The organism is Brumimicrobium glaciale (assembly GCF_004152935.1).
GTDB lineage: Bacteria > Bacteroidota > Bacteroidia > Flavobacteriales_D > Crocinitomicaceae > Brumimicrobium > Brumimicrobium glaciale.
Genome location: NZ_SETE01000006.1, coordinates 347,638 through 372,849, shown reverse-complemented (window position 1 = coordinate 372,849; position 25,212 = coordinate 347,638). Strand labels below are relative to the sequence as shown.

Annotated in this window: 11 protein-coding genes, 2 tRNA genes and 3 rRNA genes; 3 read left to right on the top strand and 13 right to left on the bottom strand. The window is 36.6% G+C overall.

Annotated elements, in window-relative coordinates; all coding sequences use genetic code 11:
* Positions 1 to 7: 7 nt before the first annotated feature.
* The 3 genes from ERX46_RS15055 to ERX46_RS15045 are packed head-to-tail and all read right to left on the bottom strand — an operon-like array spanning position 8 to position 2,260.
* Positions 8 to 784, bottom strand: a complete 777-nt coding sequence (locus tag ERX46_RS15055) for a toxin-antitoxin system YwqK family antitoxin (RefSeq protein WP_130094681.1) — start codon at positions 782 to 784, stop codon at positions 8 to 10.
* Entirely contained in the window at positions 768 to 1,310 is a 543-nt protein-coding gene (locus ERX46_RS15050; RefSeq protein ID WP_130094680.1) for a D-glycero-alpha-D-manno-heptose-1,7-bisphosphate 7-phosphatase, read from the bottom strand. Before ERX46_RS15050 ends, ERX46_RS15055 begins: the two co-directional genes overlap by 17 nt.
* 2 nt (positions 1,311 to 1,312) lie before the next feature.
* Positions 1,313 to 2,260, bottom strand: coding sequence for a glycosyltransferase family 2 protein (locus ERX46_RS15045; protein ID WP_130094715.1), 948 nt, complete (start codon positions 2,258 to 2,260; stop codon positions 1,313 to 1,315).
* A 529-nt stretch (positions 2,261 to 2,789) separates the two neighbouring features.
* Between ERX46_RS15045 and ERX46_RS15040 the strand changes: the two genes are divergently transcribed.
* The 3 genes from ERX46_RS15040 to ERX46_RS15030 all read left to right on the top strand — a co-directional run bounded on the left by ERX46_RS15040 (position 2,790) and on the right by ERX46_RS15030 (position 8,794).
* Entirely contained in the window at positions 2,790 to 6,245 is a 3,456-nt protein-coding gene (locus ERX46_RS15040; RefSeq protein ID WP_130094679.1) for a S8 family serine peptidase, read from the top strand.
* Positions 6,246 to 6,887: 642 nt separating this feature from the next.
* Positions 6,888 to 7,757 carry a succinate--CoA ligase subunit alpha gene (gene sucD / locus ERX46_RS15035; RefSeq protein WP_130094678.1) on the top strand — a complete coding sequence of 290 codons (870 nt, stop codon included), beginning with the start codon at positions 6,888 to 6,890 and terminating at the stop codon, positions 7,755 to 7,757.
* Positions 7,758 to 8,089: 332 nt separating this feature from the next.
* Complete coding sequence (locus ERX46_RS15030; RefSeq protein ID WP_130094677.1) at positions 8,090 to 8,794, top strand: SDR family oxidoreductase; 705 nt, start codon at positions 8,090 to 8,092, stop codon at positions 8,792 to 8,794.
* Positions 8,795 to 9,113: 319 nt separating this feature from the next.
* Here ERX46_RS15030 and ERX46_RS15025 read toward each other — a convergent pair whose 3' ends face one another.
* The 10 genes from ERX46_RS15025 to ERX46_RS14980 all read right to left on the bottom strand — a co-directional run bounded on the left by ERX46_RS15025 (position 9,114) and on the right by ERX46_RS14980 (position 24,792).
* Positions 9,114 to 9,536: a hypothetical protein gene (locus tag ERX46_RS15025; protein ID WP_130094676.1), complete on the bottom strand. Its 423-nt coding sequence runs from the start codon at positions 9,534 to 9,536 to the stop codon at positions 9,114 to 9,116.
* A gap of 475 nt (positions 9,537 to 10,011) precedes the next feature.
* Positions 10,012 to 11,817 (bottom strand): HYR domain-containing protein, encoded by a 1,806-nt coding sequence (locus ERX46_RS15020; protein ID WP_130094675.1) that lies wholly within the window; start codon positions 11,815 to 11,817, stop codon positions 10,012 to 10,014.
* Between the two features lie 1,210 nt (positions 11,818 to 13,027).
* Positions 13,028 to 13,141, bottom strand: a 5S ribosomal RNA gene (gene rrf / locus ERX46_RS15015).
* Positions 13,142 to 13,372: 231 nt separating this feature from the next.
* Positions 13,373 to 16,260: ribosomal RNA gene (locus tag ERX46_RS15010) — 23S ribosomal RNA — on the bottom strand.
* Between the two features lie 229 nt (positions 16,261 to 16,489).
* A tRNA-Ala gene (locus ERX46_RS15005) sits at positions 16,490 to 16,563 on the bottom strand.
* A 141-nt stretch (positions 16,564 to 16,704) separates the two neighbouring features.
* Positions 16,705 to 16,778 (bottom strand) — tRNA-Ile (locus tag ERX46_RS15000).
* Positions 16,779 to 16,881: 103 nt separating this feature from the next.
* Positions 16,882 to 18,401 (bottom strand): 16S ribosomal RNA (locus ERX46_RS14995).
* Together the 16S, 23S and 5S rRNA genes with 2 tRNA genes alongside form the textbook arrangement of a ribosomal RNA operon.
* Positions 18,402 to 19,680: 1,279 nt before the next feature.
* Positions 19,681 to 20,406 carry a LuxR C-terminal-related transcriptional regulator gene (locus ERX46_RS14990; RefSeq protein WP_130094674.1) on the bottom strand — a complete coding sequence of 242 codons (726 nt, stop codon included), beginning with the start codon at positions 20,404 to 20,406 and terminating at the stop codon, positions 19,681 to 19,683.
* Positions 20,403 to 21,224, bottom strand: a complete 822-nt coding sequence (locus ERX46_RS14985; RefSeq protein WP_130094673.1) for an alpha/beta fold hydrolase — start codon at positions 21,222 to 21,224, stop codon at positions 20,403 to 20,405. The genes ERX46_RS14990 and ERX46_RS14985 overlap by 4 nt, the downstream gene beginning before the upstream one ends.
* Positions 21,225 to 22,062: 838 nt before the next feature.
* Complete coding sequence (locus ERX46_RS14980; RefSeq protein ID WP_130094672.1) at positions 22,063 to 24,792, bottom strand: GEVED domain-containing protein; 2,730 nt, start codon at positions 24,790 to 24,792, stop codon at positions 22,063 to 22,065.
* Positions 24,793 to 25,212 lie beyond the last annotated feature (420 nt).

Genomic DNA, 25,212 nt, shown 5'->3' with positions numbered 1-25,212 from the left:
AAGTAATCTAATTATTTGGACTTTTACCTTCCTTTTTTAACTTTTGAATATAATTATTAAGGTCTTCTCCTTCTAATTGAACTCCTTCTTTAAAATAAATACGTCCCAATTCTTTTTCAGATTCATCGTAAGTTACCCACCAACCATGTTTCTCTTGGTTTTTCCAACGTTCTTTGATCATCATTTTTCCATTTGGATGATTTCTTAAAATCATTCCATCTAAAATACCATTTACATAACTTCCTTCTGCTTTAACTACTCCATCAGGAAAGTATTCTATAAAATCTCCATGTTGTCTTCCATTTACAAAATTTGATTTTCGTAAAACCAGTTTTATTCTTGGATCTTCAACCGCTTCGGCACCATAATAAGTGATGCGCTCACCATTGAGTTCACCATTTAAGTATGTTTCGGAATAACTATAATGACCAGAAGTCAAGAAATGCGTCCAAACACTGTCTTTCTTTTCACCTCGATATATGCCATGGGCAATTAATTGCTCTCCTGGATGATAGAAAAATGCTTCTGAACGATTACTATTTTCATCATGCGTAATGATAGAGCGAACCTTGCTATTTGGATAATAATAAACAAACTTTCCTACTGGTTTATCATTTTTGAATTGACCTTTATAACGTAAGTCATCTGAATCATCATAAGTTTTGGCCCATTCCCCCTGCTTTTTCCCACTTGCATCTACTTGATTAATTTGGGAAAATGAAAAAATGCTTAAACTTAACGAGAGTGTTAAACTAAGTACAGTTGTTTTAAAATTTAAGTACATCCGAAAGCTCTTTTAGATTATTTACTTTAATGTCTGACTCCACACTAACTTTTTCAGCTGAAGTTATGAGCACTGTTTTCATTCCAAGATTCATTCCAAATTCAATATCAGAACCTGTATCACCAACCATTATGGATTTGCTAAAATCAATTTCAGGAAACAATGCTTGAGCCTCATTGGCCATAGCACTTCTTGGCTTCCTTCTATCTATTTGAGCTCCTCTCAGGTTAGAAGCGAAAAACACATAATCAATAATTACTCCTTCTACTTTCAAAGATTCTACCATATAGTTATGAATCTCATTCAGGGTATTTTCTGACATTGTGCTTTTTCCTATTCCTTGCTGATTAGTAACGACTATTATTCGAGAAAATTGCTTGGAAATAATCTTTAAACCTTCTTTAACGTAGGGTAAGAAAATAAAATCTTTAATCGAAGTTATGTACCCTTCAAAATTACGCTCATTTATTACTCCATCGCGATCTAAAAAAAGCGTCCAAGAAGAATCTATCTTTATTTCAGACATTCTTATATTTCCGTTTCTATGAGATAAACATTTCTAGAAGATGAATTTCTTCCTATTAATTCTGCTATGAAACCTGCTAGAAAAAATTGACTTCCAATAATCATCGCTGTTAATGCAATATAGAATTCTGTTCTTTGTGCTATTAGTGGAGACAGATGATCAGAGAATAGGCTCACAATTTTATCAATTCCTAAATACAGAGCAAAAGCAAATCCTATCAAGAATAATAATGTTCCAATTGCTCCAAAGAAATGCATTGGCTTTTTGCCAAACTTACCTATAAATACAACTGACAATAAATCAAGAGGACCATTTACAAATCTATTTAATCCAAATTTTGTCGTTCCAAACTTTCTTGCTTGATGCTGAACAACCTTCTCTCCTATTTTATTGAATCCAGCATATTTTGCCAATGCTGGAATATAACGGTGCATGTCACCATAGATTTCAATACTTTTCACCACAATTGTACGATAAGCTTTTAGTCCACAGTTGAAATCATGCAGATAAATACCTGTTAATTTTCGTGCTGTCCAATTGTATAATTTCGTTGGAATAGTTTTCGACAATGGATCAAATCTCTTCTTTTTCCATCCAGAAACCATATCGAAATCATCTTCTTTAAGCATGCGAACCATCTCAGGAATTTCTTCTGGAGAATCTTGTAAATCAGCATCCATTGTTATTACAAATTCACCTTCTACAGCTTCAAAACCTTTTTGAAGTGCAGCAGACTTTCCATAATTACGTTGAAACTTAATTCCTCGAACACAATTATCTTTGCTTTTGAGGGCTTCTACAATTTTCCATGAACCATCCTTACTTCCATCATCTACAAAGATGATTTCGTACGTAAAATTGTTTTTGTGCATCACAGAAACGATCCATTCATGCAGTTCTGGTAGTGATTCAACTTCGTTATAAAGTGGAACAACAATAGATATTTCGATTTTTTTATCCATGAGTGAACAAATATAAAAATTTCTTCTTCTTGAAAGAGTTTTATGAATGTTTTAGCTGGATAAATCTTTAAAAGAGATAATAATAACTTTAACTATCCGCCTGGAGCTTAAAAAAAAGAGATTCCTCGCATTCTTATTCTCTGGTCAGAATTAAAACTCTGCGATGCAATCAAAAAGGCCAATGAGTGGAAAGAAAGATAGGTTCAAATGAGATATGTAGATGTTAGACGATAGACGGTAGACAAAAGACAAAAATTCTAATATCTAATGTCTTTTATCTAACATCTATAAATGACAATTAATCAAATTCGTTAATCCATGGATAAATAAAATTCAAATCTCGTTCCTAGTATAAAAACTTTAAATTTTGTCTAAAAAATGACTAAAACATAAGGTTTATAAGACTTAAATACCACTTATACCTTTATATAGATATTAGAGATAAAAAAACGCTGTAGTTATTTATTTTTTCAATTATATTGCATTCAATAATTTTAAGTTATTCAAAATTACACTTATGAAAAACATACTTTTAAGCGGTTTTCTTTCTTTTTTACTAGCAGTACCACAATTGTTTAGTCAAAATGAAAATGCAATTAGTAATCAAGTATTGATTAGAATGCAGATGAATCAAGATCCGCATACCATGCTTAAAAATGTACCTGTTCATTTTGAATTGTCAGTTGAAAGTATGTTATCGAAACATGCAGATATATGGCTTTTGAACTTTAATGATACCCAAACTGATTTAAACGAAGTTTTATCAATATTAGATAGACAATCAACCATACTTTACGCACAACCGAATAGAAAAGTTGAGTTGAGAGCAGCTCCAAATGATCCTCTTTTTGGAAGTCAATGGCACCATGATAATATGGATTCTCAATTGGCTTGGGACATTACTACTGGAGGAACAACTCCAAACGGTAAAGAAATAGTTGTTGCATTAATTGAAAGCGCCGATTTGATGAATCACAATGATCTTCAGGAAAATCAATGGGTGAACACAGCCGAAATTCCAAACAATGGAATAGATGATGATGGAAACGGATACATTGATGATTATAATGGATGGAATGTTTCGAGTAATAATGACAATATTGGAACAGGATCTCATGGAACAAGTTGTGCTGGAATGATGGGCGCAAAAGGAAATAATGACCTTGGTGTTTCAGGAATTAATTGGGATTTAAAAATCATGGATATCGCAGGATATGCCAATCCTTTTACTGAAGCAAATATTGTAGCTTCTTATGATTATGCTTTAAATGCACGTTTACTTTGGAATCAAACAAATGGTGCACAAGGTGCTTTTGTTGTTGCAACTAGCTCATCTTGGGGAGTTGATGGCGGAAACCCTGCAAATTACCCAATATGGTGTAGCTTTTATGACGATTTAGGTCAAGCTGGAATTTTAAGTATTGGAGCAACAACAAATCAAAATCAAGATGTAGATACTTTTGGCGACGTTCCTACAACTTGTGCTAGCGAATACATGATTAGTGTTACGGCCTCAAATAGCTCAGATATAATTGACTTTGCAGGATACGGTGACCAAACAATCGATGTTGCAGCACCAGGTTCTTCAATTTATACTACAGCACAAAACAATTCATATACTTCTACTTCAGGAACTTCATTTGCCTGTCCTTTAACTGCGGGATTAATTGGTTTAATGTACAGTATTCCTTGTGCAAGCCTTGAACAATCAGCAATTTCTAGTCCTGCATCAACTGCAGATATTGTAAGACAAGCACTTTTCGATGGTGTGGATCAAACTCCGCATTTACAAGCAAAAACAATAACTGGAGGAAGAATAAATGCCAAAAACTCCATAGATAATTTGATGGCAGCAATTTGTAATTCTTGTATGCCACCAAGCACAATATCGACTGAAACAGTTAACGATTACGGTGCTGAAATTATTTATAACGAGACAGACCCAATCAACGAATATAAGGTAAACATTCAAGTTGCTGGATCAGGAAATTGGTCTAATTATACAACAAGTGATACCACATATATTTTTACTGGGTTAACAAGTTGTACAACTTATGAGTATTCTGTTTCATCTATTTGTAATGGTGATTTTAGCAATCCTTCTATCATAAACACTTTCACTACAACCGGATGTGGGAACTGCATTGACCTTCCTTATTGTGAAACAGGAACGCTTAGTAATCCTGCATCAACACTTACTGTTCATTCTCCTACTGCAATTTCTGGAAGCTATACTTATCAAGCAACAACCAACTTTGGCGGCAATGTTGAAAGTGGATATGTATTTGGCGAATTAGTATTGGTGGATGATGGAAGTGCAAATTCTTCTCGAGGCTGTAATCTCTTAATTAACTTCGCTGATGTTAGTGGAAATATAGCTGTTGTTCAAAGAGGTGGCTGTAACTTTACAACGAAAGCGCTAAATGCACAAAATGCTGGTGCAACAGCTGTTATCGTAATTAACAACGTCGCTGGAACAATCGACATGGCCGGTACAGACATTAATGTAACTATTCCAGCGGTAATGATTTCTCAAGCAGATGGAAACACATTATTAGCCAGCATCAACAATGGTGATCAACCTCAAGCTTTATTGGGAATTCAAAACGAATGGATTGAAGAATTTCAAATTGCTGGAAACGTTTTTACAAGTGGCGACAATAACGGATATCTATTTAACGATAATTCTTTTGTTTTGAATGCAGGTCAGAATTATCCATTTACGTTAACTCCCGGTTTTGATGGTCAAGCCCTTGATGAATATGCTAGAATATGGATAGATTTAAATCAAGATGGTGCTTTTACTTCTTCTGAATTAATTTATGATCAAGGTGCAGCTTCTTCAGGAATTGTGAATGGTAATTTAATTATTCCAGCAACCGCGACTTTAGGTAAAACAAGAATGAGAATTCAAATGGCGTACCAAGGATTTGGATCTTCTGCTCTTCCAAATGTATGTAATGACTTTACTTCTGGAGAAGTGGAGGATTATTGTTTAGAAATTAAATCTGGAATTCAATGTAACTTAAATATTACATCAACGGCAACGAATCCAACATGTAACGAGGTTCAAGATGGTACAATTGTATTGAATGTTTCTGGAGGAAGTCCAGGCTATACTTTCAATTGGAATAATGGAATGACAAGTGATAATATTTCAAATCTAAATACCAATAATTATTCTGTAATTATTCAAGATATTACAGGCTGCGACACTACTTTGTACTTCCCACTAAGCTATGACACACAATTATCTTTAAGTGGAACAATAATTCCACCAACATGTCCAGATGCGCTAGACGGTTCAATTACTACCAACGCAACTGGTGGAAGCAATTTTAATTACCAATGGAATAATGGACCTAATACTAATAGTTGGTCGAATATTGGAGCAGGAAATTATCAGGTTACAGCAACAGATATTGACGGTTGTAAGATTACAGAATCTTTCAAAATAATTGATCCTAATGTACCGGTACCAAATCCAAATTTCACGACAGACAATTTCTTTTTAGCGATTGAATTCAACAACAATTCTCAGAATGCTATTTCTTATGAATGGGATTTTGATGATGGAAATACATCCACAGATTTCGAACCTACACACACCTACATCAACGAAGGAGTTTATAATGTATGTTTAACTGCTTTTGGAACTTGTGATACAATTGTAAAATGTAAATCTATAACTGTTGAGAAAAATGATGTCAGCTTAAATAATGAAACTTTAGATTTAGGAATCAATATCTATCCGAACCCAGCCTCAGGAGTAATAACAATTGATAGACAAAACGATGCTATTTCTAATGCTGTGATTTATTCAGCAAATGGTAAAAAAGTAGCTGAACTAAAACTTTCAACTGAAAAAACACAAGTGTCAATTCACAACTGGAATTCTGGAATCTACTTTCTTCACTTTATGAATAAAAATGAAGAGTTTGTGTTCTCTAAGAGACTGAGCGTGGTCAAATAATTGGTAGTGTTTAATTATTAATTGTAAATTATTAATGTTTAACGCGTTATTAATTAGGTTTTTAATCAATATTCTGGGGTTGTTTTCGACAGGCTAGTCAACGGATTACACTTCGGTGACTGAGCTTGTCGAAGGCGACGGAATCATCTTCGGAATCATTGCCTTCGGCAGGCTCAGTCAACGAATCACACACACACTTCGAATGTTGCCTTCTGCAGGCTAGTCAACGGTTTGCTCTTCGGTGATTAGTTTGTCGAAGACTACGAAAACACTCAGAAAAGAATTTGGAAATAACTAGATCCGTATTTTTTTGAATCCTTGAATCTTTGAATATTTGAATTCTTAAATCCTTGAATTATATATAAAAGAAAAAGAGGAATAAATGCGTTACATTTATTCCTCTTTTTGCTAAACCATGCTAAAACTATAAAACCAGATTACTTTATTTACACTAAAATAACCGTTCAGCAAATGTAGGGATTTATTTCAATATGGAATGTATAAATATACAATTTTAACATTTATTAATAACGATTGACATATAAGACTATTTAGTAGAAACATTTATCTGTTTTTACTTGTCATTGACTATTGTAAACTCTACTTTTGGCGACATTAACCAAAGTAGAAAATCTCGCGAACATGAGCGTATTAGTAAATAAAGAATCAAAAGTTATTGTCCAAGGATTCACAGGAAGTGAAGGAACATTCCACGCAGGCCAAATGATTGAATTTGGAACCAACGTTGTAGGAGGTGTTACACCTGGAAAAGGAGGGCAAAAGCACTTAGACAAACCAGTATTTAACACAGTTCAAGAGGCAGTTGATAAAACAGCTGCTGATGTATCTATCATTTTTGTTCCACCAGCTTTTGCTGCTGATGCAATTATGGAGGCTGCTAACGCGGGAATTAAAGTGATTATCTGTATTACAGAAGGTATTCCAGTTAACGACATGATCAAAGCAAAAGAGTATATCTCTGCTTATGACACTAGATTAATCGGACCTAACTGCCCAGGTGTTATCACTGCGGGAGAAGCTAAAGTTGGTATTATGCCAGGTTTTGTCTTCAAAAAAGGAACTGTAGGTATTGTTTCTAAATCAGGAACTTTAACGTATGAAGCTGCTGATCAAGTAGTGAAAGCAGGTTTAGGAATTACAACTGCAATCGGAATCGGTGGTGACCCAATTATTGGAACAACTACACAAGAAGCTGTTGAATTACTAATGAACGACCCTGAAACAAAAGGAATCGTTATGATTGGTGAAATTGGTGGTAACTTGGAGGCAAACGCTGCAAGATGGATCAAAGAACATGGTACTAAACCAGTTGTTGGATTTATCGCAGGTGAAACTGCTCCAGCAGGACGTACAATGGGTCACGCAGGTGCAATTGTAGGTGGTGATGAAGATACAGCGCAAGCTAAAAAAGCAATTTTAAGAGAATGTGGAATTCACGTTGTTGACTCTCCAGCGAAGATCGGTGAGAAAATGGCTGAATTGTTAGCATAACATTCAACACATAAATATTTAAAAGGGAACCAATTGGTTCCCTTTTTTTGTTTTTATAGTTTTGGCTTCGACATATACGGTGCCTTCGACTCCGCTCAGTCGCCGTGATTACATTTTTTTCAATTAATTTTTAAATCCTTGAATAAAACATATATCAACAATGTTTGCGGACGATTTTCAAATCGTCCCTACATCATTGTATCTCCGATTAATGTTTGTCCAATTGGCTGAATATTGGAATTTTGCAATCCTTGAATTAATCTTCGAATTGAATTCTAAACAAAATCCATATCAAATCCTTATATTTAAAGTAAACTCATAACAACATAAAAATGAATCTAAAAAACAAAATAGTTTTAATCACCGGAGGGAATTCAGGTTTAGGAAAAGCAACCGCACAATTATGTGTTGAAAAAGGTGCAAAAGTAATTATCACAGGAAGAGATAACGATAAGACAAAAAGTGTTGCAAAAGAAATTGGAGCAACTCCATTCAATTGTGATGTAACAAAAGATGAAGAAATTGATGCTTTATATGCTTTCATTGAAAAAGAATTCAAAGGACTAGATGTACTAGTTAACAATGCTGGAATAGGAATTAAAAAGAATTTGATTGATTTAACCCGTGATGAATTAAGACAAGTTTATGAAGTAAATGTTTTCGGAGCTGCAATGGTAGCCCAAGGAGCTGCAAGAATTTTCATCAAACAAAACGAAGGAAACATAGTTAACATTGCTTCTACTGCTTCATTGAAAGGTTATGCAACTGGATCAATTTATTCAACATCAAAATTTGCACTCAGAGGAATGTCACAATGTTGGCAAGCTGAATTAAGAAAGAATAACATTCGTGTAATTCAAGTTAACCCAAGCGAAGTTCCTACAGCATTCGGCGACGAAGAAAACAGAACTGAAAGACCACTAGAAGAAAATAAATTAGCGCCAGAAGATATAGCAGTTACAATAGTACATGCATTAGAAATGGACAATAGAGCGTATGTTCCTGAAGTGACGGTTCATGCTACAAATCCTTTTTAGGATTTTGAGAGTTGTGTTTTAGGAGGGCACTCCCCTATTTGATGAAGCCAGACTATGAAAGTAGTTTGGCTTTTTTTTGGTTGGGAAAATAAAGGTGGAGAAATTATATTTTAATTTTCAAAAAAAAAGTTTTAGGCAAAAAAATGCCCCGAAGAAAGTCGAGGCAGCTTAAATGTTTTCACAACGGAATAATCCTTATTGTGAATTGATAGCAGCCCAAAATTGACAAAAAAAATGTGAGTCACAACATAAATGTAGGAATCTGAAATCAATTCACAACCAATTTGACCATTTGATGTTTCCACCACAGGCTGACGAATCATCCATAATAATCCTGACTAGACTGTTCATTCTTCAACTTCAAAACCTTTGCAATAAACTTCTTGTTTTGATCTCCTGTAATTTTCAATTTAAGAAACTCACCTTGACCATGTATTACGAGTATATCGGTTTTAAAAATAGAGAGATAATGGTATGGAATAACCCAGGAGTAATCACTTAATCTAATATTAACCACAACAATGATTCCATTAGGCCTTAAAGCAATATTTGCAAAAACCGCTTGTTTGCGTCTATCCATAATACCATTGAAAAGCTTACTGTATTCAAGTACTTCCATTCTAGAACATCCTATTGCGCCAATTTTACGATAGAACATATCAATGACATTATAACGTGATCCAACTAATGAATTTATCTCTTTCTCTTCTTCTTTATTACGGATTGATGTGGTATAAAGCATAATCTGTTATTTATTTATAAGACAATCAAAAGCAGGTTATTGTTTATATTAGAAAGCCTTTAGGTAAACAACAATACATAATAGATGATTAATAAAGTGTATTGGCTGAAATTGGAGAGCATTTTGAGATTCGACTTCGTTTTATGAGAAGTCAATGCGTCGAGGAACTTGTTCACGATAAATAATCTTCACAAATTAATTTCTGAGATATCTTGTTTTCATCTCACTTTGATATAAATAGAATTTATCCAAATATTTCTCTTGTCCTGTACAAGCTGAATCTAGTGCGACAATTGAAATGTTCTTGAAATATAAATTGTATTACATTTTAAAAGATTCCACGATAATCAACTGTTGTCAGTCAAAAAGATATAAACGATAGGAATAAACTGTTTACTATTATGGTAAATCTTTAATGTAAAACATCCCTATATGAAAATCATACAGGGATGTTTAAAATTTTATCAATTGAAATTTATTTTCTAATCACTTTTAAAACTTTTTGATTTACATGTAAATAATATATTCCAGTGTCGAAAACATCTAAATTAACTTCAAATGAAGTTGCTCTAGGATTTCCGTCTAAAACTTTTCTCCCACTTCCATCAACAACAGAATAGCTTTCTACAAATTCTACAGATGTCACTGTGAATTGACCATTGTTTGGATTTGGATACAATTCAAATCCAGACAATGATAACTGATTTAAACTTACTGTAGTTACTTTTTTACAAACGCTTGTATCTGCACAAGAACCTAAAGTGATAACCACAGCATAATTTCCATTCATATCTGGGGTGAACGATTGACTAGTTGCTCCAGCGATTACAGCGTTTCCATTATCACAATCTAACCATTGGTAGGTCGTTCCAGTTTTGGAGTTATCAGCTATTAAAATAGGATCGTTAACTGTTACATCAACATTTAGACCTGAGATTATAACTTCTTGTGTTTGGGTAGTCGTATTTCCAACAGCATCTACAAACGTCCACATCACTGTTGTGGTAGATGTTATTGGGAACGTTGCATTGTGTATTCCAACTATAGTTCCATCGCAGTTATCTGTTGCTGTTGGATCTACTAATGAAGTGAATTCACATTCTGATTCCAAATCTACTAATGATGAAGAGTCTGGCTCAGGAGATTCTCCATCCACAATAATAACATCAAATGAACATTGTATAGTGTTACCACTTCCGTCACTTGCTTCAAAAGTATTAGTTGTTATTCCTACAGGAAATACAGAACCACTAGCTAAACCGCCTGTTTGAATAGTGCTTGCAGCAGAACCTACCCAAGTAATTGTAACGTAACCATTACTTGAGTTTGCGGCAGCAGTATTTAATTGATTGATTCCAGAATTAAAAGAACCACCTCCTCCACCAGAAGCTTCAACTGAAGTACAACAATTATAAGTACCTCCGCTTCCTCCTGAGTAACCTCCGCCACCGCCGCCGCCGCCAAAACCAGAACCACCACCACCGAAACTTCCCCAATAACTTTGTTGATATCCATCACCTCCAACTGCTCCATTTTGAAATGATTGAGGAACTATATCTCCCACAAGTCCTAAATTCTGACCGTTAGAAAAATAACCGGCACCACCTTGAGCGAAACCTCCATCTGATCCATTTCCACCAATTCCACCTGCTGTAAAAGAAGCAACACCATCTATTCCAGTTACAGCGTCGTAACCACTATTATTATTAGTTACGCTATTACCGCCACCGCCACCACCTGAAACGATAAGTGGACTATTGTTTAACGAAACAGCACTACCTCCGCCGCCACCAGCATAGACAACATCCTGTCCTTTATGACCCACAATTATTTCTAATTGATCGCCCGCTGTTAAAAATAAATCTCCAATCATTGATGCACCGAGTCCACCTTGATATGTTGCATTTGCATCACCACCTTTAGCACCAGCAACTTCAATAGTATAAGATCCAGTAGTTGGGACTGTCCATTCCTGAACACCTTGGGTATTAACAGTCACCTGTCCACTAAGTGCTCCTCCGCTGTACTCTGTATTAACTTGTAATTGGGTTGGTCCAAACATTCCTGAGGCTCCGCAGTTTGTAAATGTAATACTTTGTTGACTAGCACAAGGATCAGCTCCAATCGGAGTCGTATAATTAAATACTGCGCCACATTGTCCTAAATCATTCGTTAATGTGGTGTCCGATGGACATAAAATTGTTGGGCATTGAGCATTTGACTTCAACGTGAAAAAGCTTACAGCAATTCCTAACGCTAATTTTAATGTTAAGTTTTTCATAGTTTCTAGTAGTTGAGTCCTAAAGATTAGTTTTTATTATTATTTCAAAAAGCAAGAACCCTTTCAGCTTTCTAAATTATTTATAGTTAAAGGTAAAATTAATTTAATGACTTTAACAAAAATTACATTTTTAACGATATTTAGATTTATAGTTCGATATGATTTTGTACAGATAAATTCAAATCCTTAATCCTGATTATATTTGAAATTGTGCAATTTTTATTATAATTCTTACACGAAGGTATTAAACTGTGTTCCCTTTTATATGGATAATATGAATTTTGAATGATATTGACACTTCAAATAAGCAAAAAAGATTCCTCGCCGCTGTGCTCATTGGAATGACACTATTTTTATAGTTAGGGTTGATGAGAAATATTTCAATTCTACACTTATCGTTTAAACTAATTCTCTCATCATATATCGAATGCTAAACTTATTTAAGTTCAATTCTTTATCAGATAAATATGGAATGACACATATATAGCACGATTTAACACAAAGATATTCTTGCATTGAACAATTTCTAATTAGCCTTACCATATATAGCCACAAAAGAAAATTATAAAGATTAGATTCTTTTCATTAAGAAAGGTGAAAAATACGTGATACTGAAAACCTTTCTTCACTCAGTATTGCATAGAAGTCGACAAAATGAAACTTTAAGTCTATAAATACTTGATTATTTTCTTCTAAATCTTTAAAAATACTGCTTAATTGAAAGATAATTTAGTTTACAAAAAAAGGGAATTAGATTTTTGAAAATGAAATTTTGGTAGTATTAATATATTACAATAGTGATCGGTAAATCGATATTCGGGGTGTTCGAAAGATTGGTTGAGAATTTAATAAATATTTACCGATGAATAAGCCAACCTTAACATTTTCAATATTTGTTGGGTCTTCGGCTCCGCTCAGCCGCCAACAAAAAAAACCTCACACAAGTTAATGTATGAGGTTCTTTATTAAAAGTGGCGGCATCTTACTCTCCCATCCGTCACCCGACGGACAGAACAATATACTCAAGATTAAAAAAAACTTTAACCAAAAAAAAACACACACAAGTTAATGTATGAGGTTCTTTATTAAAAGTGGCGGCATCTTATTCCCTCCTCCGTCACCTGACGGACAGAACAATCTGCTCGAGATTAAAAAAACTTTTAACCAAAAAAAAACCTCACACAAGTTAATGTATGAGGTTTTTTATTAAAAGTGGCGTCGTCTTACTCTCCCACCCTTAAAAGGGCAGTACCATCAGCGCAAGCAGTCTTAACTTCTCTGTTCGGAATGGGAAGAGGTGGACCCTGCTGCAATAGACACCGAAAATCATTGGAGATTTTAGACTTATAAGACAAAAGACATTAGACAAGCGAGGCTTGTTTTATCTTTTGTTGTTAGTCTATCTCCTTAATTTCTTAAGTCTATAAACTAGAGTATAGCTTTTAGAACATTGATAATAGATCAAAAACATTTACGTTTTTTGTCTAATATCTAATGTCTAGAAGTCTAACATCTAGAAAGAAAATATTGGGTGATTGAAATAGTAACAGTAGATAACTATAAGTTTACGGGTTATTAGTACTACTTGGCTTTGACATTACTGTCTTTACACCTATAGCCTATCAACGTGGTAGTCTTCCACGGCCCTTAAAAGATTTCTCATCTTGAGGTGAGTTTCGTGCTTAGATGCTTTCAGCGCTTATCTCATCCATACGTAGCTACCCTGCGATGCAGCTGGCGCCACAACAGGTACACCAGAGGTATGTCCTCCCCGGTCCTCTCGTACTAGAGGAAGGTCCTCTCAAAAATCTAACGCCCACAACAGATAGGGACCGAACTGTCTCACGACGTTCTGAACCCAGCTCGCGTGCCACTTTAATGGGCGAACAGCCCAACCCTTGGGACCTTCTCCAGCCCCAGGATGTGACGAGCCGACATCGAGGTGCCAAACCACTCCGTCGATATGAGCTCTTGGGAGTGATAAGCCTGTTATCCCCGGAGTACCTTTTATCCTTTGAGCGATGGCCCTTCCATGCGGAACCACCGGATCACTATGCTCTAGTTTCCTACCTGATCGACTTGTAGGTCTCTCAGTCAAGCACCCTTATGCCATTACACTCTACACACGATTACCAACCGTGTTGAGGGTACCTTTAGGAGCCTCCGTTACTCTTTTGGAGGCGACCACCCCAGTCAAACTACCCACCACACAATGTCCCCATTAAAAACAGGTTAGACACCAGACAATTTAAGGGTGGTATTTCAACAACGACTACTCTACGCCTAGCGACGCAGCATCAAAGTCTCCCACCTATCCTACACATAAAGTGTCCAATGTCAATGTGAAGCTATAGTAAAGGTTCACGGGGTCTTTCCGTCCCGTTGCGGGTAATCGGCATCTTCACCGATACTACAATTTCACCGAGCTCATGGCTGAGACAGTGCCCAGATCGTTGCACCATTCGTGCAGGTCGGAACTTACCCGACAAGGAATTTCGCTACCTTAGGACCGTTATAGTTACGGCCGCCGTTTACCGGGGCTTCAATTCAATGCTTCTCCTTGCGGATGACATCTCCTCTTAACCTTCCGGCACCGGGCAGGTGTCAGGCCTTATACTTCAACTTTCGTTTTCGCAAAGCCATGTGTTTTTGATAAACAGTCGCCTGGGCCTATTCACTGCGGCCACTCCGAAGAGTGGCGTCTCTTCTCCCGAAGTTACGAGACGATTTTGCCTAGTTCCTTAGCCATGATTCACTCGAGCACCTTAGGATTCTCTCCTTGACTACCTGTGTCGGTTTGCGGTACGAGTAATTGTAACCTGAAGCTTAGAGGTTTTTCTTGGAAGCACTTAGGATCATTATCTACTCATCCGTAGACTTGTAGTACTATCACATTCGCCATTCTGTACGGATTTGCCTATACAAAATATAGCTACACGCTTTAACGAACTATTCCGTCAGTTCGCAGATCTTTCATCACTCCGTCACCCCATCGCAGTTACAATTAGTATGGGAATATTAACCCATTGTCCATCCACTACCCCTCTCGGGTTCGCGTTAGGTCCCGACTAACCCTGAGCCGATTAGCGTCGCTCAGGAAACCTTAGTCTATCGGTGAGCAGGTTTCTCGCCTGCTTTATCGTTACTCATTCCTACATTTGCTTTTCTATACGCTCCAGCATACCTCAAAGTACACATTCAACGCATATAGAATGCTCCCCTACCACTCGTTAAATTTAATTAACAAATCCACAGCTTCGGTAATACGCTTATGCCCGATTATTATCCACGCTCGATCGCTCGACTAGTGAGCTGTTACGCACTCTTTAAATGAATGGCTGCTTCCAAGCCAACATCCTAGCTGTCAATGCAATCGAACCACGTTAGTTCAACTTAGCGTATATTTTGGGACCTTAGCCGATGGTCTGGGTTCTTTCCCTCTCGGACATGGACCTTAGCACCCATGCCCTCACTGCTCAGTATATCTTATAGCATTCGGAGTTTGTCTGGGTTTGGTAGGCGGTGAAGCCCCCTAGCCCAATCAGTAGCTCTACCTCTATAAGACTCAACCTGAACGCTGCACCTAAATGCATTTCGGGGAGTACGAGCTATTTCCTAGTTTGATTGGCCTTTCACCCCTATCCACAGTTCATCTGAACACTTTTCAACGTATATCAGTTCGGTCCTCCATTCCGTGTTACCGGAACTTCAACCTGACCATGGATAGATCACAAGGTTTCGCGTCTACCCCCATTAACTAAATCGCCCTATTCAGACTTGCTTTCGCTTCGGCTACGGTTCTGAGAACCTTAACCTTGCTAATGAGGAGTAACTCGTAGGATCATTATGCAAAAGGCACGCCGTCACCCGAAGGCTCCGACCGCTTGTAGGCACACAGTTTCAGGATCTTTTTCACTCCCTTATTCAGGGTTCTTTTCACCTTTCCCTCACGGTACTGGTTCACTATCGGTATTTGAGGAGTATTTAGCCTTACCAGATGGTTCTGGTAGATTCAGACAGGATTTCACATGTCCCGCCCTACTCAGGATACTACTAGGTATATATACTATTTCATTTACGGGACTATCACCCTCTACGGTTGAGCTTTCCAACTCTATTCAATTATAATACATAAGTCCACATTGTAGTCCTACAACCCCAAAGCTGCCGAAACAACTCTGGTTTGGGCTATTTCGATTTCGCTCGCCGCTACTCTCAAAATCACTATTGTTTTCTCTTCCTCTGGGTACTTAGATGTTTCAGTTCTCCAGGTTAGCTTCTATCTTACGACAGATGTTATGTCTTCAACATAACGGGTTTCCCCATTCAGAAATCTACGGATCAATAAATATTTGCTTCTCCCCGTAGCTTATCGCAGCGTATCACGTCTTTCATAGCCTCTCAAATCCAAGGCATTCCCTGTGTGCCCTTAATAACTTATTAGTTTTCTTTATTCTATTACTATTTCAATCAATTCCAACATTTCAAAGAACTTTTATTGTTAATTACAGCAAATCAATGCTTATAACCTTCATAAAAATTGTAAATACCTCTTTTAATTAATAATTCTCATCTCGTTTGATGAAAATATGTAAAACCCACGGCCATAGACCGTCTTTTTTGTGCTCCTTACTCTAATTATCATAAAATTTATGACAGTTTGAGAAATAAGTGGAGAATAACGGAGTCGAACCGTTGACCTCCTGCGTGCAAGGCAGGCGCTCTAGCCAGCTGAGCTAATCCCCCATTTTAAAGGGTGAGTTTTCAAGTTGAAGAGTTATCAAGTTAAAAAGTTTTTAAAGTGTAAAAGTATTTTTTATTTAAATAAAAAAACTTTCTACTTTATAACTTTGAACTTTATAACTCTCTACCTTCACTCTAATATAGTAGTCCCGAGCAGATTTGAACTGCTGACCCCTACATTATCAGTGTAGTGCTCTAACCAACTGAGCTACGGGACTAAATTAATAATCCCACCTCAATTGCTTTGCTCCACGTGGTGGGAGAGATATTTAATGATTAAGAAATGGAAAACAACGAAAAAACTCGTCAATGGCCCTCTAGAAAGGAGATGTTCCAGCCGCACCTTCCGGTACGGCTACCTTGTTACGACTTAGCCCCAGTTACCAGATTTACCCTAGGCAGCTCCTTGCGGTTACCGACTTCAGGTACCCCCAGCTTCCATGGCTTGACGGGCGGTGTGTACAAGGCCCGGGAACGTATTCACCGCGCCATGGCTGATGCGCGATTACTAGCGATTCCAGCTTCATGGAGTCGAGTTGCAGACTCCAATCCGAACTGAGATCGGCTTTCGAGATTCGCATCCACTCACGTGGTAGCTGCCCTCTGTACCGACCATTGTAGCACGTGTGTAGCCCAGGACGTAAGGGCCGTGATGACTTGACGTCGTCCCCGCCTTCCTCACAGCTTGCGCTGGCAGTTTCTCTAGAGTCCTCAGCATTACCTGCTAGCAACTAAAGATAGGGGTTGCGCTCGTTGCGGGACTTAACCCAACACCTCACGGCACGAGCTGACGACAGCCATGCAGCACCTTGCAAAATGTCCGAAGAAAAAGGTGTTTCCACCCCTGTCATAATGCATTTAAGCCCTGGTAAGGTTCCTCGCGTATCATCGAATTAAACCACATGCTCCACCGCTTGTGCGGGCCCCCGTCAATTCCTTTGAGTTTCAACCTTGCGATCGTACTCCCCAGGTGCATTACTTATCACTTTCGCTTAGACACCAACTGTATATCGCTGATATCGAGTAATGATCGTTTACGGCGTGGACTACCAGGGTATCTAATCCTGTTCGCTCCCCACGCTTTCGTCCCTGAGCGTCAATTCAGGCCTAGTGAGCTGCCTTCGCTATCGGTGTTCTGTGTCATATCTATGCATTTCACCGCTACATGACACATTCCGCCCACTTCGACCGAATTCAAGACTAGTAGTTTCAATGGCAATTTCTTGGTTAAGCCAAGAGATTTCACCACTGACTTAATAGCCCGCCTGCGGACCCTTTAAACCCAATGATTCCGGATAACGCTTGGACCCTCCGTATTACCGCGGCTGCTGGCACGGAGTTAGCCGGTCCTTATTCGTTTAGTACCGTCAAACAAGTACACGTACTTGCGATTCTTCCTAAATAAAAGCAGTTTACAACCCATAGGGCATTCTTCCTGCACGCGGCATGGCTGGATCAGAGTTGCCTCCATTGTCCAATATTCCTCACTGCTGCCTCCCGTAGGAGTCTGGTCCGTGTCTCAGTACCAGTGTGGGGGGTCACCCTCTCAGGCCCCCTATCTATCGCGGTCTTGGTAAGCCGTTACCTTACCAACTAACTAATAGAACGCATGCCCATCTTCTACCGCCGAAGCTTTCTTTACTGAAACTTGTGTCTCAATAATCGTATGGGGTATTAATCCGGATTTCTCCGGGCTATCCCCCTGTAGAAGGTAGGTTGCATACGCGTTACTCACCCGTGCGCCGGTCGTCATCTGAGCAAGCTCAATGTTACCCCTCGACTTGCATGTGTTAGGCCTGCCGCTAGCGTTCATCCTGAGCCAGGATCAAACTCTCCGTTGTAAAAGACTTTGAATATTTGTTGTGGCTCATTAATTTTGTTTATTTCGCTGTTTCCTTATTTCTCAATCTATCAAAGAACTTCATTGTTGTAAATCGTTAACTCAATAACTCTATCTACTTCTCAAATTTTGGTTCCCTTAACACGTTTGTTTCGGGTCGACAAAATTAGTAATTAATTTTAACCTGCAAGCTTTATTTTAAAGTAATTTTAAAAAGTTTTCCTTGCTTGTTAAATGATTTCCCAACTCGTTTGCGGGGTGCAAAGTTACTTGCTTTATTTTAACTGACAAGCTTTATTTAAATTTATTTTAAAACTTTTTCTAACTCTATTTGTTAGTACTAAAAGGCTTTCAAATTTTTCCCTGCTCGTTTGCGGGGTGCAAAGATACTTAGACTTTTTACATTAACAAGTAATTGTCAATAATAAATTAAATCTTTTTTCTTTCAATGTTAATCCGAAGTAAAATTCCTTTTTAACCTATTCGCCGCTCGTTTGCGGTGGGCAAATGTACTGAGCTTTTTTTCATTAAACCGACTTTTATTAAAGTAATATTAAACTATTTTTAAATTAATTCTTAAGTCTCTTAAAACCTACTCTTTGAATCTTTCATTATTTTTGGATTTATTGAGAATAGACTTTAATAGTTAGAGTATAGAAAAATACTGACCTATATATAAGGTATAGGTAGCTAAAACACTAATTCTCGCAAACAACGTCATAAATTGCAATACAATTAAGTATTTGTAGTAAGATTAATACAATAAAGCAGTTATACACCTTGGAAAGATTGAGCTTTCTGAAATCACTAATTAATTCTAAAGGAGTGAAATCAAAATGTATTGGGGACAATGATTTAATTGAAGGCTAGGCATACCAATGAATAGAATACTAACTACTCTAACAAATAGAACCACATAACCCAGAGGAAAATCAAGTTTTCACAACTAAATCGTAGATAAGATAAGCGCTGATACATAGCATAAATAAACCATACGTAATTCTCAAAGATACCAAGGGCATACAAACGCACCCTTAACAATCAGACACCCTTGATAAATTCGAAAACTTCCTACATGGTGGTTAGGGAGTAGATAAAGGAAATCTATGCTTATTAAAAGTAAAATATATTTTTCAAGAACAACTATAATTGAAACAAGTACAATTGAATTCCATAAGTGTATACGATTTTACACAAAAATACTAAGGAATAGCAGTACTGTCAATACTTAAAAGTGAGTAAATTAATAATGTATGCCCCAAAATAGAAAGACAACAAAACTAGATCAACTTATTCCGGCTCGAAAAGGTCAGTAAATCGTACATGCTTTTACAACCAGATTTACTTTTGATATTCCTTCTGTGTGTATCTACGGTATGCTTACTAATAAAAAACTGATCAGCTATTTCTTTGCTTGAGGCTCCTCTAACAAAGCAAGGGATTAACTCTAACTCCTTTTTTGAAAAGATGTTTTTTATATCTCCACAGATTTTATCTTCAAAAAAGTCACTGTTTAAGTTATTCATTTTAAAAGACCAATTTACATACCCTGGAGTTTGAATAAAGCTGATATCACTTAAAATAGTAATGTTTGTAGACATTCGCTGATTATCATCTAAATGATAAATAGTCGTTTGTTTTAAAACTTGTGCATACGTACCATCTTTCCTTTTTAATCTAAAAGTAAGTTCAAGACAACAGTTATGATTCATCATATTATGTTCAACGCCATGTTTAACAGAGGATTGTGTTACTACATTTACTAAGACCCTATCGTCTGGATGATAATTCGATGAGTGATCAATGGTGAACTCTTCATTATTAAATCCTAAAACATGAGTATTCCTGCAGTAAACGATTTTATTTCGAGGAAAATCATAGACATATAAGCATTGTGTATTCAGAATTGGAATAGCATCAAATTTTTGAATATCATCAGACGAAAAATCAACTGGATTAACGTCACCTTTTATTTTCCTGAAAAAATTTAATAATTCTGAATTCATAGAACGCTATTTTCTTTTAAGAATGCAAGGATAACCTCATTGATTTCGTCTGGTTGATCTATAAATGGATTATGTGAGCCTCGTTTAATTATATTCAACTTACCGCGCCACTGATTATTGAAAGGATATTTTTTAAAATAATCTTGATTACAAAGTTTATCCTTGGATCCAAGAACAAGTGCGTAAGGCATTTCAATATCATTCAACACTGCTATTTCATCTAAGTAGTTTTGATTGATAATAGACTCCCCTATTTTTTCACGGACAATTGGATGAGAAGAATCAATGGAAGCAACAACTATATCTTGATGAATAGAATTGGCTACATTATTTGAGAATTCAATTACCTCGTCTTTAGTAAGCGCTGCTTTGAATAATAAATTGGCTACTGGATTGGGAAGAAATGCAGCTGGAATATCAGCTGGAATACCAAGAGGAGGAGTCGCAACTGCAAGAAACCCCTTTATCTCATCCTCATATCGGCCTGAAAACTCAACAGCAATGTGTCCTCCTAATGAATGTCCGATTAAGAATACGTTTTCAAGATTCAGCTTTTTAATGAAATGACTGGTTAATTCAGCGTAATATGGAACGTTGTACTCTTCTGAAGGCTGATTTGAATGTGATGATTCACCGAAACCGATTAAATCAAAAGAAATCATTCTAAAATTGCAGAATACCTTACTTTTTAATTGATTCTGAAAAAGCTGTTTCGACATTGAGTTTCCATGAATAAAAAGGAGTGTCGTTTTTTCATCAGGGTTTACATCAAAAAAGGAGATGGTGTGTCCTACTACTTTAAGAGAATTCGCTTTCATAATGTTGTAATAATGTTGCTGAAATATGCAAATACTAGACTTCTAAAAGAATGACTAGCAATACACACAGAATCAATAGATTCCAAAGATACTTATTCTCTAAAGATAAATAATTCAATCCTTTAACATGTATTTTATTCAAAAAATGTTTAATTTAATTGAAATGGTTATTGGAATGATTGTGAACGGTGATTGTTTGATAATGGAATTGGGTTTTGTTTGTGTGGATTCCTGTAGACGGCTGCAAACCATCACTTCCACACGCACCGATCATTATTTAAAAAAGAGTAAATAAAATTCTGTTGGAACGGAATAATGGCCAAATTGTAAATATCCTTAAACGCAAAAAGCTTCACACTCCTTTAAAGCTGATCAATTCCATAAGCCAAATCTGATTCGCAACAGTTAACCTCCCGAATTCGTTGAGATAATTTATTTTTTTTTTTGCAAAACGAAAGACTTCAAAGTCCTGTGATACATTTATTGGAATTGATTAAGTATCTAACTAAAATCGAATTCCTTCTCATTACAAACTGCATTACTCTTAATTAAGCTTCTTATTTACTTAAAATCCAGATTGTAAGTTTAGGTATTGGTTTTCGGTGTCTATTGAAAACTCAAGCTAACGGCTAGCATTATATAAAGCTCCTGTTAATAACACCTAAATTTGTTTGAGACTTCCTTCAATTCTACCTTGCTCTAGGCGCTCTTATCTTCACTTAAAACTCCTCATCAAAACGATTATAGGAGATTTGAATCTTAAAATTATAATTTAAGTATGGCTAACAAAAAAGGGCTAATCTCCCGATCAGCCCTTTTTAAAAGACTAAATATCTTATTATTTAATCACTGCAATTTTACGCTGAACTACATTTCCGTTGTTTAGGGTAATGTTCACATGGTATAAACCAGTCGTAAATTGAGTAACATCTAATTGATAGTTGTAACCGTTTACTTTATCGTTGAAAACTACTTTTCCAATTGGACTAATTACTAAGATTGATTCCATATCGAATGAACTTCCGTTTACAATATTAATGTAAGCATCAGCTGGATTCGGGAACAATTTAAGACTAATTAAATCATTTTCATCAACTCCAGTTAAGTCGTAAACAACTGTTACTTCAGTAGAATCTCCACCACAAGCGTTAGATACAGTTAAAATAACCAAATACGTCCCTTCTGCCGCATAAACTCGGGTTGGGCTTTGATCATTCGAAGTTCCTCCGCCTTCAAAGTCCCAAGTATAGTCTGTTGCGTTTGTAGCACCAACTGGTGAAAAAGTATAAGAACCTCCTCCGTTATAAACAACATCGATTCCATTAACTGTCGGCAATGGATTAACATTCATGACCTCAAAAGATGCTGTTTCGATACACCCATCTACACTAGTTACAGTTGCAGTATAGACTCCAGCATCAGAAACAATTAAATCAGTTCCTGTTTCACCGCCTCCCCACACAACATTGTCAATTGCTGCTGAAGCAGTTGCAGAAAGCGTTGAGGTTCCTCCTTCACAAATATCTGTATCTCCACTGATATTTGATGTGAAAGTTGAACAATCAAAACCACCAACCTGGACAATGTTTACAAGGTAATCATGTGTTTCACCCCAAGAATAAGTACCACAAGCGTCAGATGGAGTTTCATTGAAAGCAACAATAACTCTCATTCTATGAACACCCATAGCCGCTGCCAAAGGAATATTGATGTTTACATCTTCTAAAACTCCACTTATAAGAGCTCCAGTTCCAACTCCTTCTGAAACATCAAAGCTTCCATCATCGTTAAAGTCTATCCAAATTGCAGCATTATTTGAATTTGAATTTGTTTTAACTCCTACATTATAAGAAACGCCCTTCTCTAAATCAACTGGTGTAAATAGTGTTGTTCTATCGTCATAAGCATCAGCTGGAGCACATCCCGTTCCTAGGTCACTAATCGAAGTAGAATTTTCTCCTACCAAAACAAAATCATCTACTTGATCGGCATTACAAGTACCTGTAAATACTGGAACACAGTAACAATCAATAATAGGATTCAATGACACTATTATCGCTCCAGAAGTTGCTATTTGTAGACTGTTAGCACATGTCACTATTAATTGATATTGAGTTTCTTGAGAAACACCACCAGTAACGGTATAAGTAATAGCATTTGCACCTACAATATCAACCCATGTTAAACCATCAGGAGATTCTTGCCATTGATAGGTAAGTCCTGATTCTCCAGCACTTGCTCCAGTCGTAGTTAAATTAAAATCTTCTCCAGCACAAACTGAAAAGTCAACAACTGTTCCAGCATCTGGAGTTCCAGAGCAACTAGAAAGAGCGGTCACTTCAAAAGTATAATCTTCAAATTCTCCATTCGTATATCCAGTTTCACAAGGATCAACATTAGCTGTTTGTGTACCCCAGTCACTTACAACTCTCATTCTCGTAGTTCCGACGGCAGCAGTCATTGGTACAGTAAAAGTACCACTCTGAGAAAATTGATAACTACTACTTACATATACAACTTCGCTAGCTTCAAAGCTCCCGTTTTGATTCCAATCTACCCAGACTTTACCTCCGGCTGAACCTCCTTGAATAATAGCTGAAAAAGAAACATCTTGTCCATGTATTTGTTCCGCAACCAAGTTTGTAAAATCTCCATAAACATTTACAGATTGTCCAGAATTTGGATTACTAATTTGTTGCAAACCTCCAGTAGTTGAAAAACTGCTAATATATCGACCTGTTTGATTTCCTCCAGGAATACAATAGCACTGATTTGCAGATTGTAATGTTACCTCTAATATATTTGAAGTAGTTGTTGTTGCTCCATTAGCACACGTTACTTTTAGTCTATAAAAAGTAGTAATTGAAATACCACTAGTCATTGCGTATGTTGCATTAGTCGCACCCGCAATATCAGTCCACGTTGTTTGATCAAGCGATTCTTCCCATTGGTAAGTTAACCCTGAATTTCCAGACGTTGCACCATTCGTAGATAAATTAAAAGCTACATCTTCACATATTAAAATATCTGTAACAGTCCCAGCAATTGGTGCTCCAGTACAAGGTGTAGGTAGAATTAATTTATAATCTCTACTTTCTCCCCAAGCGTAAGTATTACATGGATCTATTGCACCAGCACCATTAGTAAAAGCTCCTCTTACCCGCATACGGTAATCTCCAACTAAAGTTCCTGTTGGAATTGTAATTGATCCAGTAATAATTGGATTTGGGACTGAAGAAGGATAAAATTGATAAAAAACTTGCTCTGAAAGATCAAAAGTTCCGTCTTGATTCCAGTCTATCCATACTGCGTAATCAACAGTTGTTCCCTTAAAATCAACTGAGAAATCAAACGAAGCACCAGCATCTTGCAATACTGCATAAGTATTATATAAATCATAATAACTTCCTGCGATTACAGTGTTATTATTGTCTACGAAATTTCCAATTGCATTAGTTATGGTGAAGTTCTCACCATGATCTCCATCATTTCCAATAAGTGGAGGACATTGAGAAAAGCCAAAAAGGCTTACCCATAGTATTGAAAAAACAAGTAAAGTTTTGTGCATCTTATATGATTTTATTAATAATTTATACAAAATTAATTATAAAACCCATGAACACAGTAAACAGGGGTGGGACAAAAGGGAGACAAAGAGGGCACACATATAGATTAAGATGATTTACTACAACAAACAGCATTAAGTAATATTAATTCTTAAACAGATTTCTATTAAAAAACCATTTGCCGTGAAAATCTTTTCTAGAGGCTTTTTGATTAAACCTATTCTAAATAAAAATCACAAATCAATACACTTTGATGAAAGTAATTCTATAATATCTTATAACAATAATGGCATCTACAAAAACTCGAAAAGTTTCTTAATTATTTGAAGTGATATAAACTTCATGGATGGTAAACGCAAAAAACCTAACATTTCTGTGAAGCTTTTCGAATTGCGGATCCTAAAGGATTCGAACCAGTGATC

Bases quoted from the DNA above. Each gene is read 5' to 3' on its own strand.
- ERX46_RS15020 (WP_130094675.1), bottom strand. From the start codon at position 11,817: ATGAAAAACTTAACATTAAAATTAGCGTTAGGAATTGCTGTAAGCTTT.
- ERX46_RS14985 (WP_130094673.1), bottom strand. From the start codon at position 21,224: ATGAAAGCGAATTCTCTTAAAGTAGTAGGACACACCATCTCCTTTTTT.
- ERX46_RS15025 (WP_130094676.1), bottom strand. From the start codon at position 9,536: ATGCTTTATACCACATCAATCCGTAATAAAGAAGAAGAGAAAGAGATA.
- ERX46_RS15050 (WP_130094680.1), bottom strand. From the start codon at position 1,310: ATGTCTGAAATAAAGATAGATTCTTCTTGGACGCTTTTTTTAGATCGC.
- ERX46_RS15030 (WP_130094677.1), top strand. From the start codon at position 8,090: ATGAATCTAAAAAACAAAATAGTTTTAATCACCGGAGGGAATTCAGGT.
- ERX46_RS14980 (WP_130094672.1), bottom strand. From the start codon at position 24,792: ATGCACAAAACTTTACTTGTTTTTTCAATACTATGGGTAAGCCTTTTT.
- ERX46_RS14990 (WP_130094674.1), bottom strand. From the start codon at position 20,406: ATGAATTCAGAATTATTAAATTTTTTCAGGAAAATAAAAGGTGACGTT.
- sucD (WP_130094678.1), top strand. From the start codon at position 6,888: ATGAGCGTATTAGTAAATAAAGAATCAAAAGTTATTGTCCAAGGATTC.
- ERX46_RS15055 (WP_130094681.1), bottom strand. From the start codon at position 784: ATGTACTTAAATTTTAAAACAACTGTACTTAGTTTAACACTCTCGTTA.
- ERX46_RS15040 (WP_130094679.1), top strand. From the start codon at position 2,790: ATGAAAAACATACTTTTAAGCGGTTTTCTTTCTTTTTTACTAGCAGTA.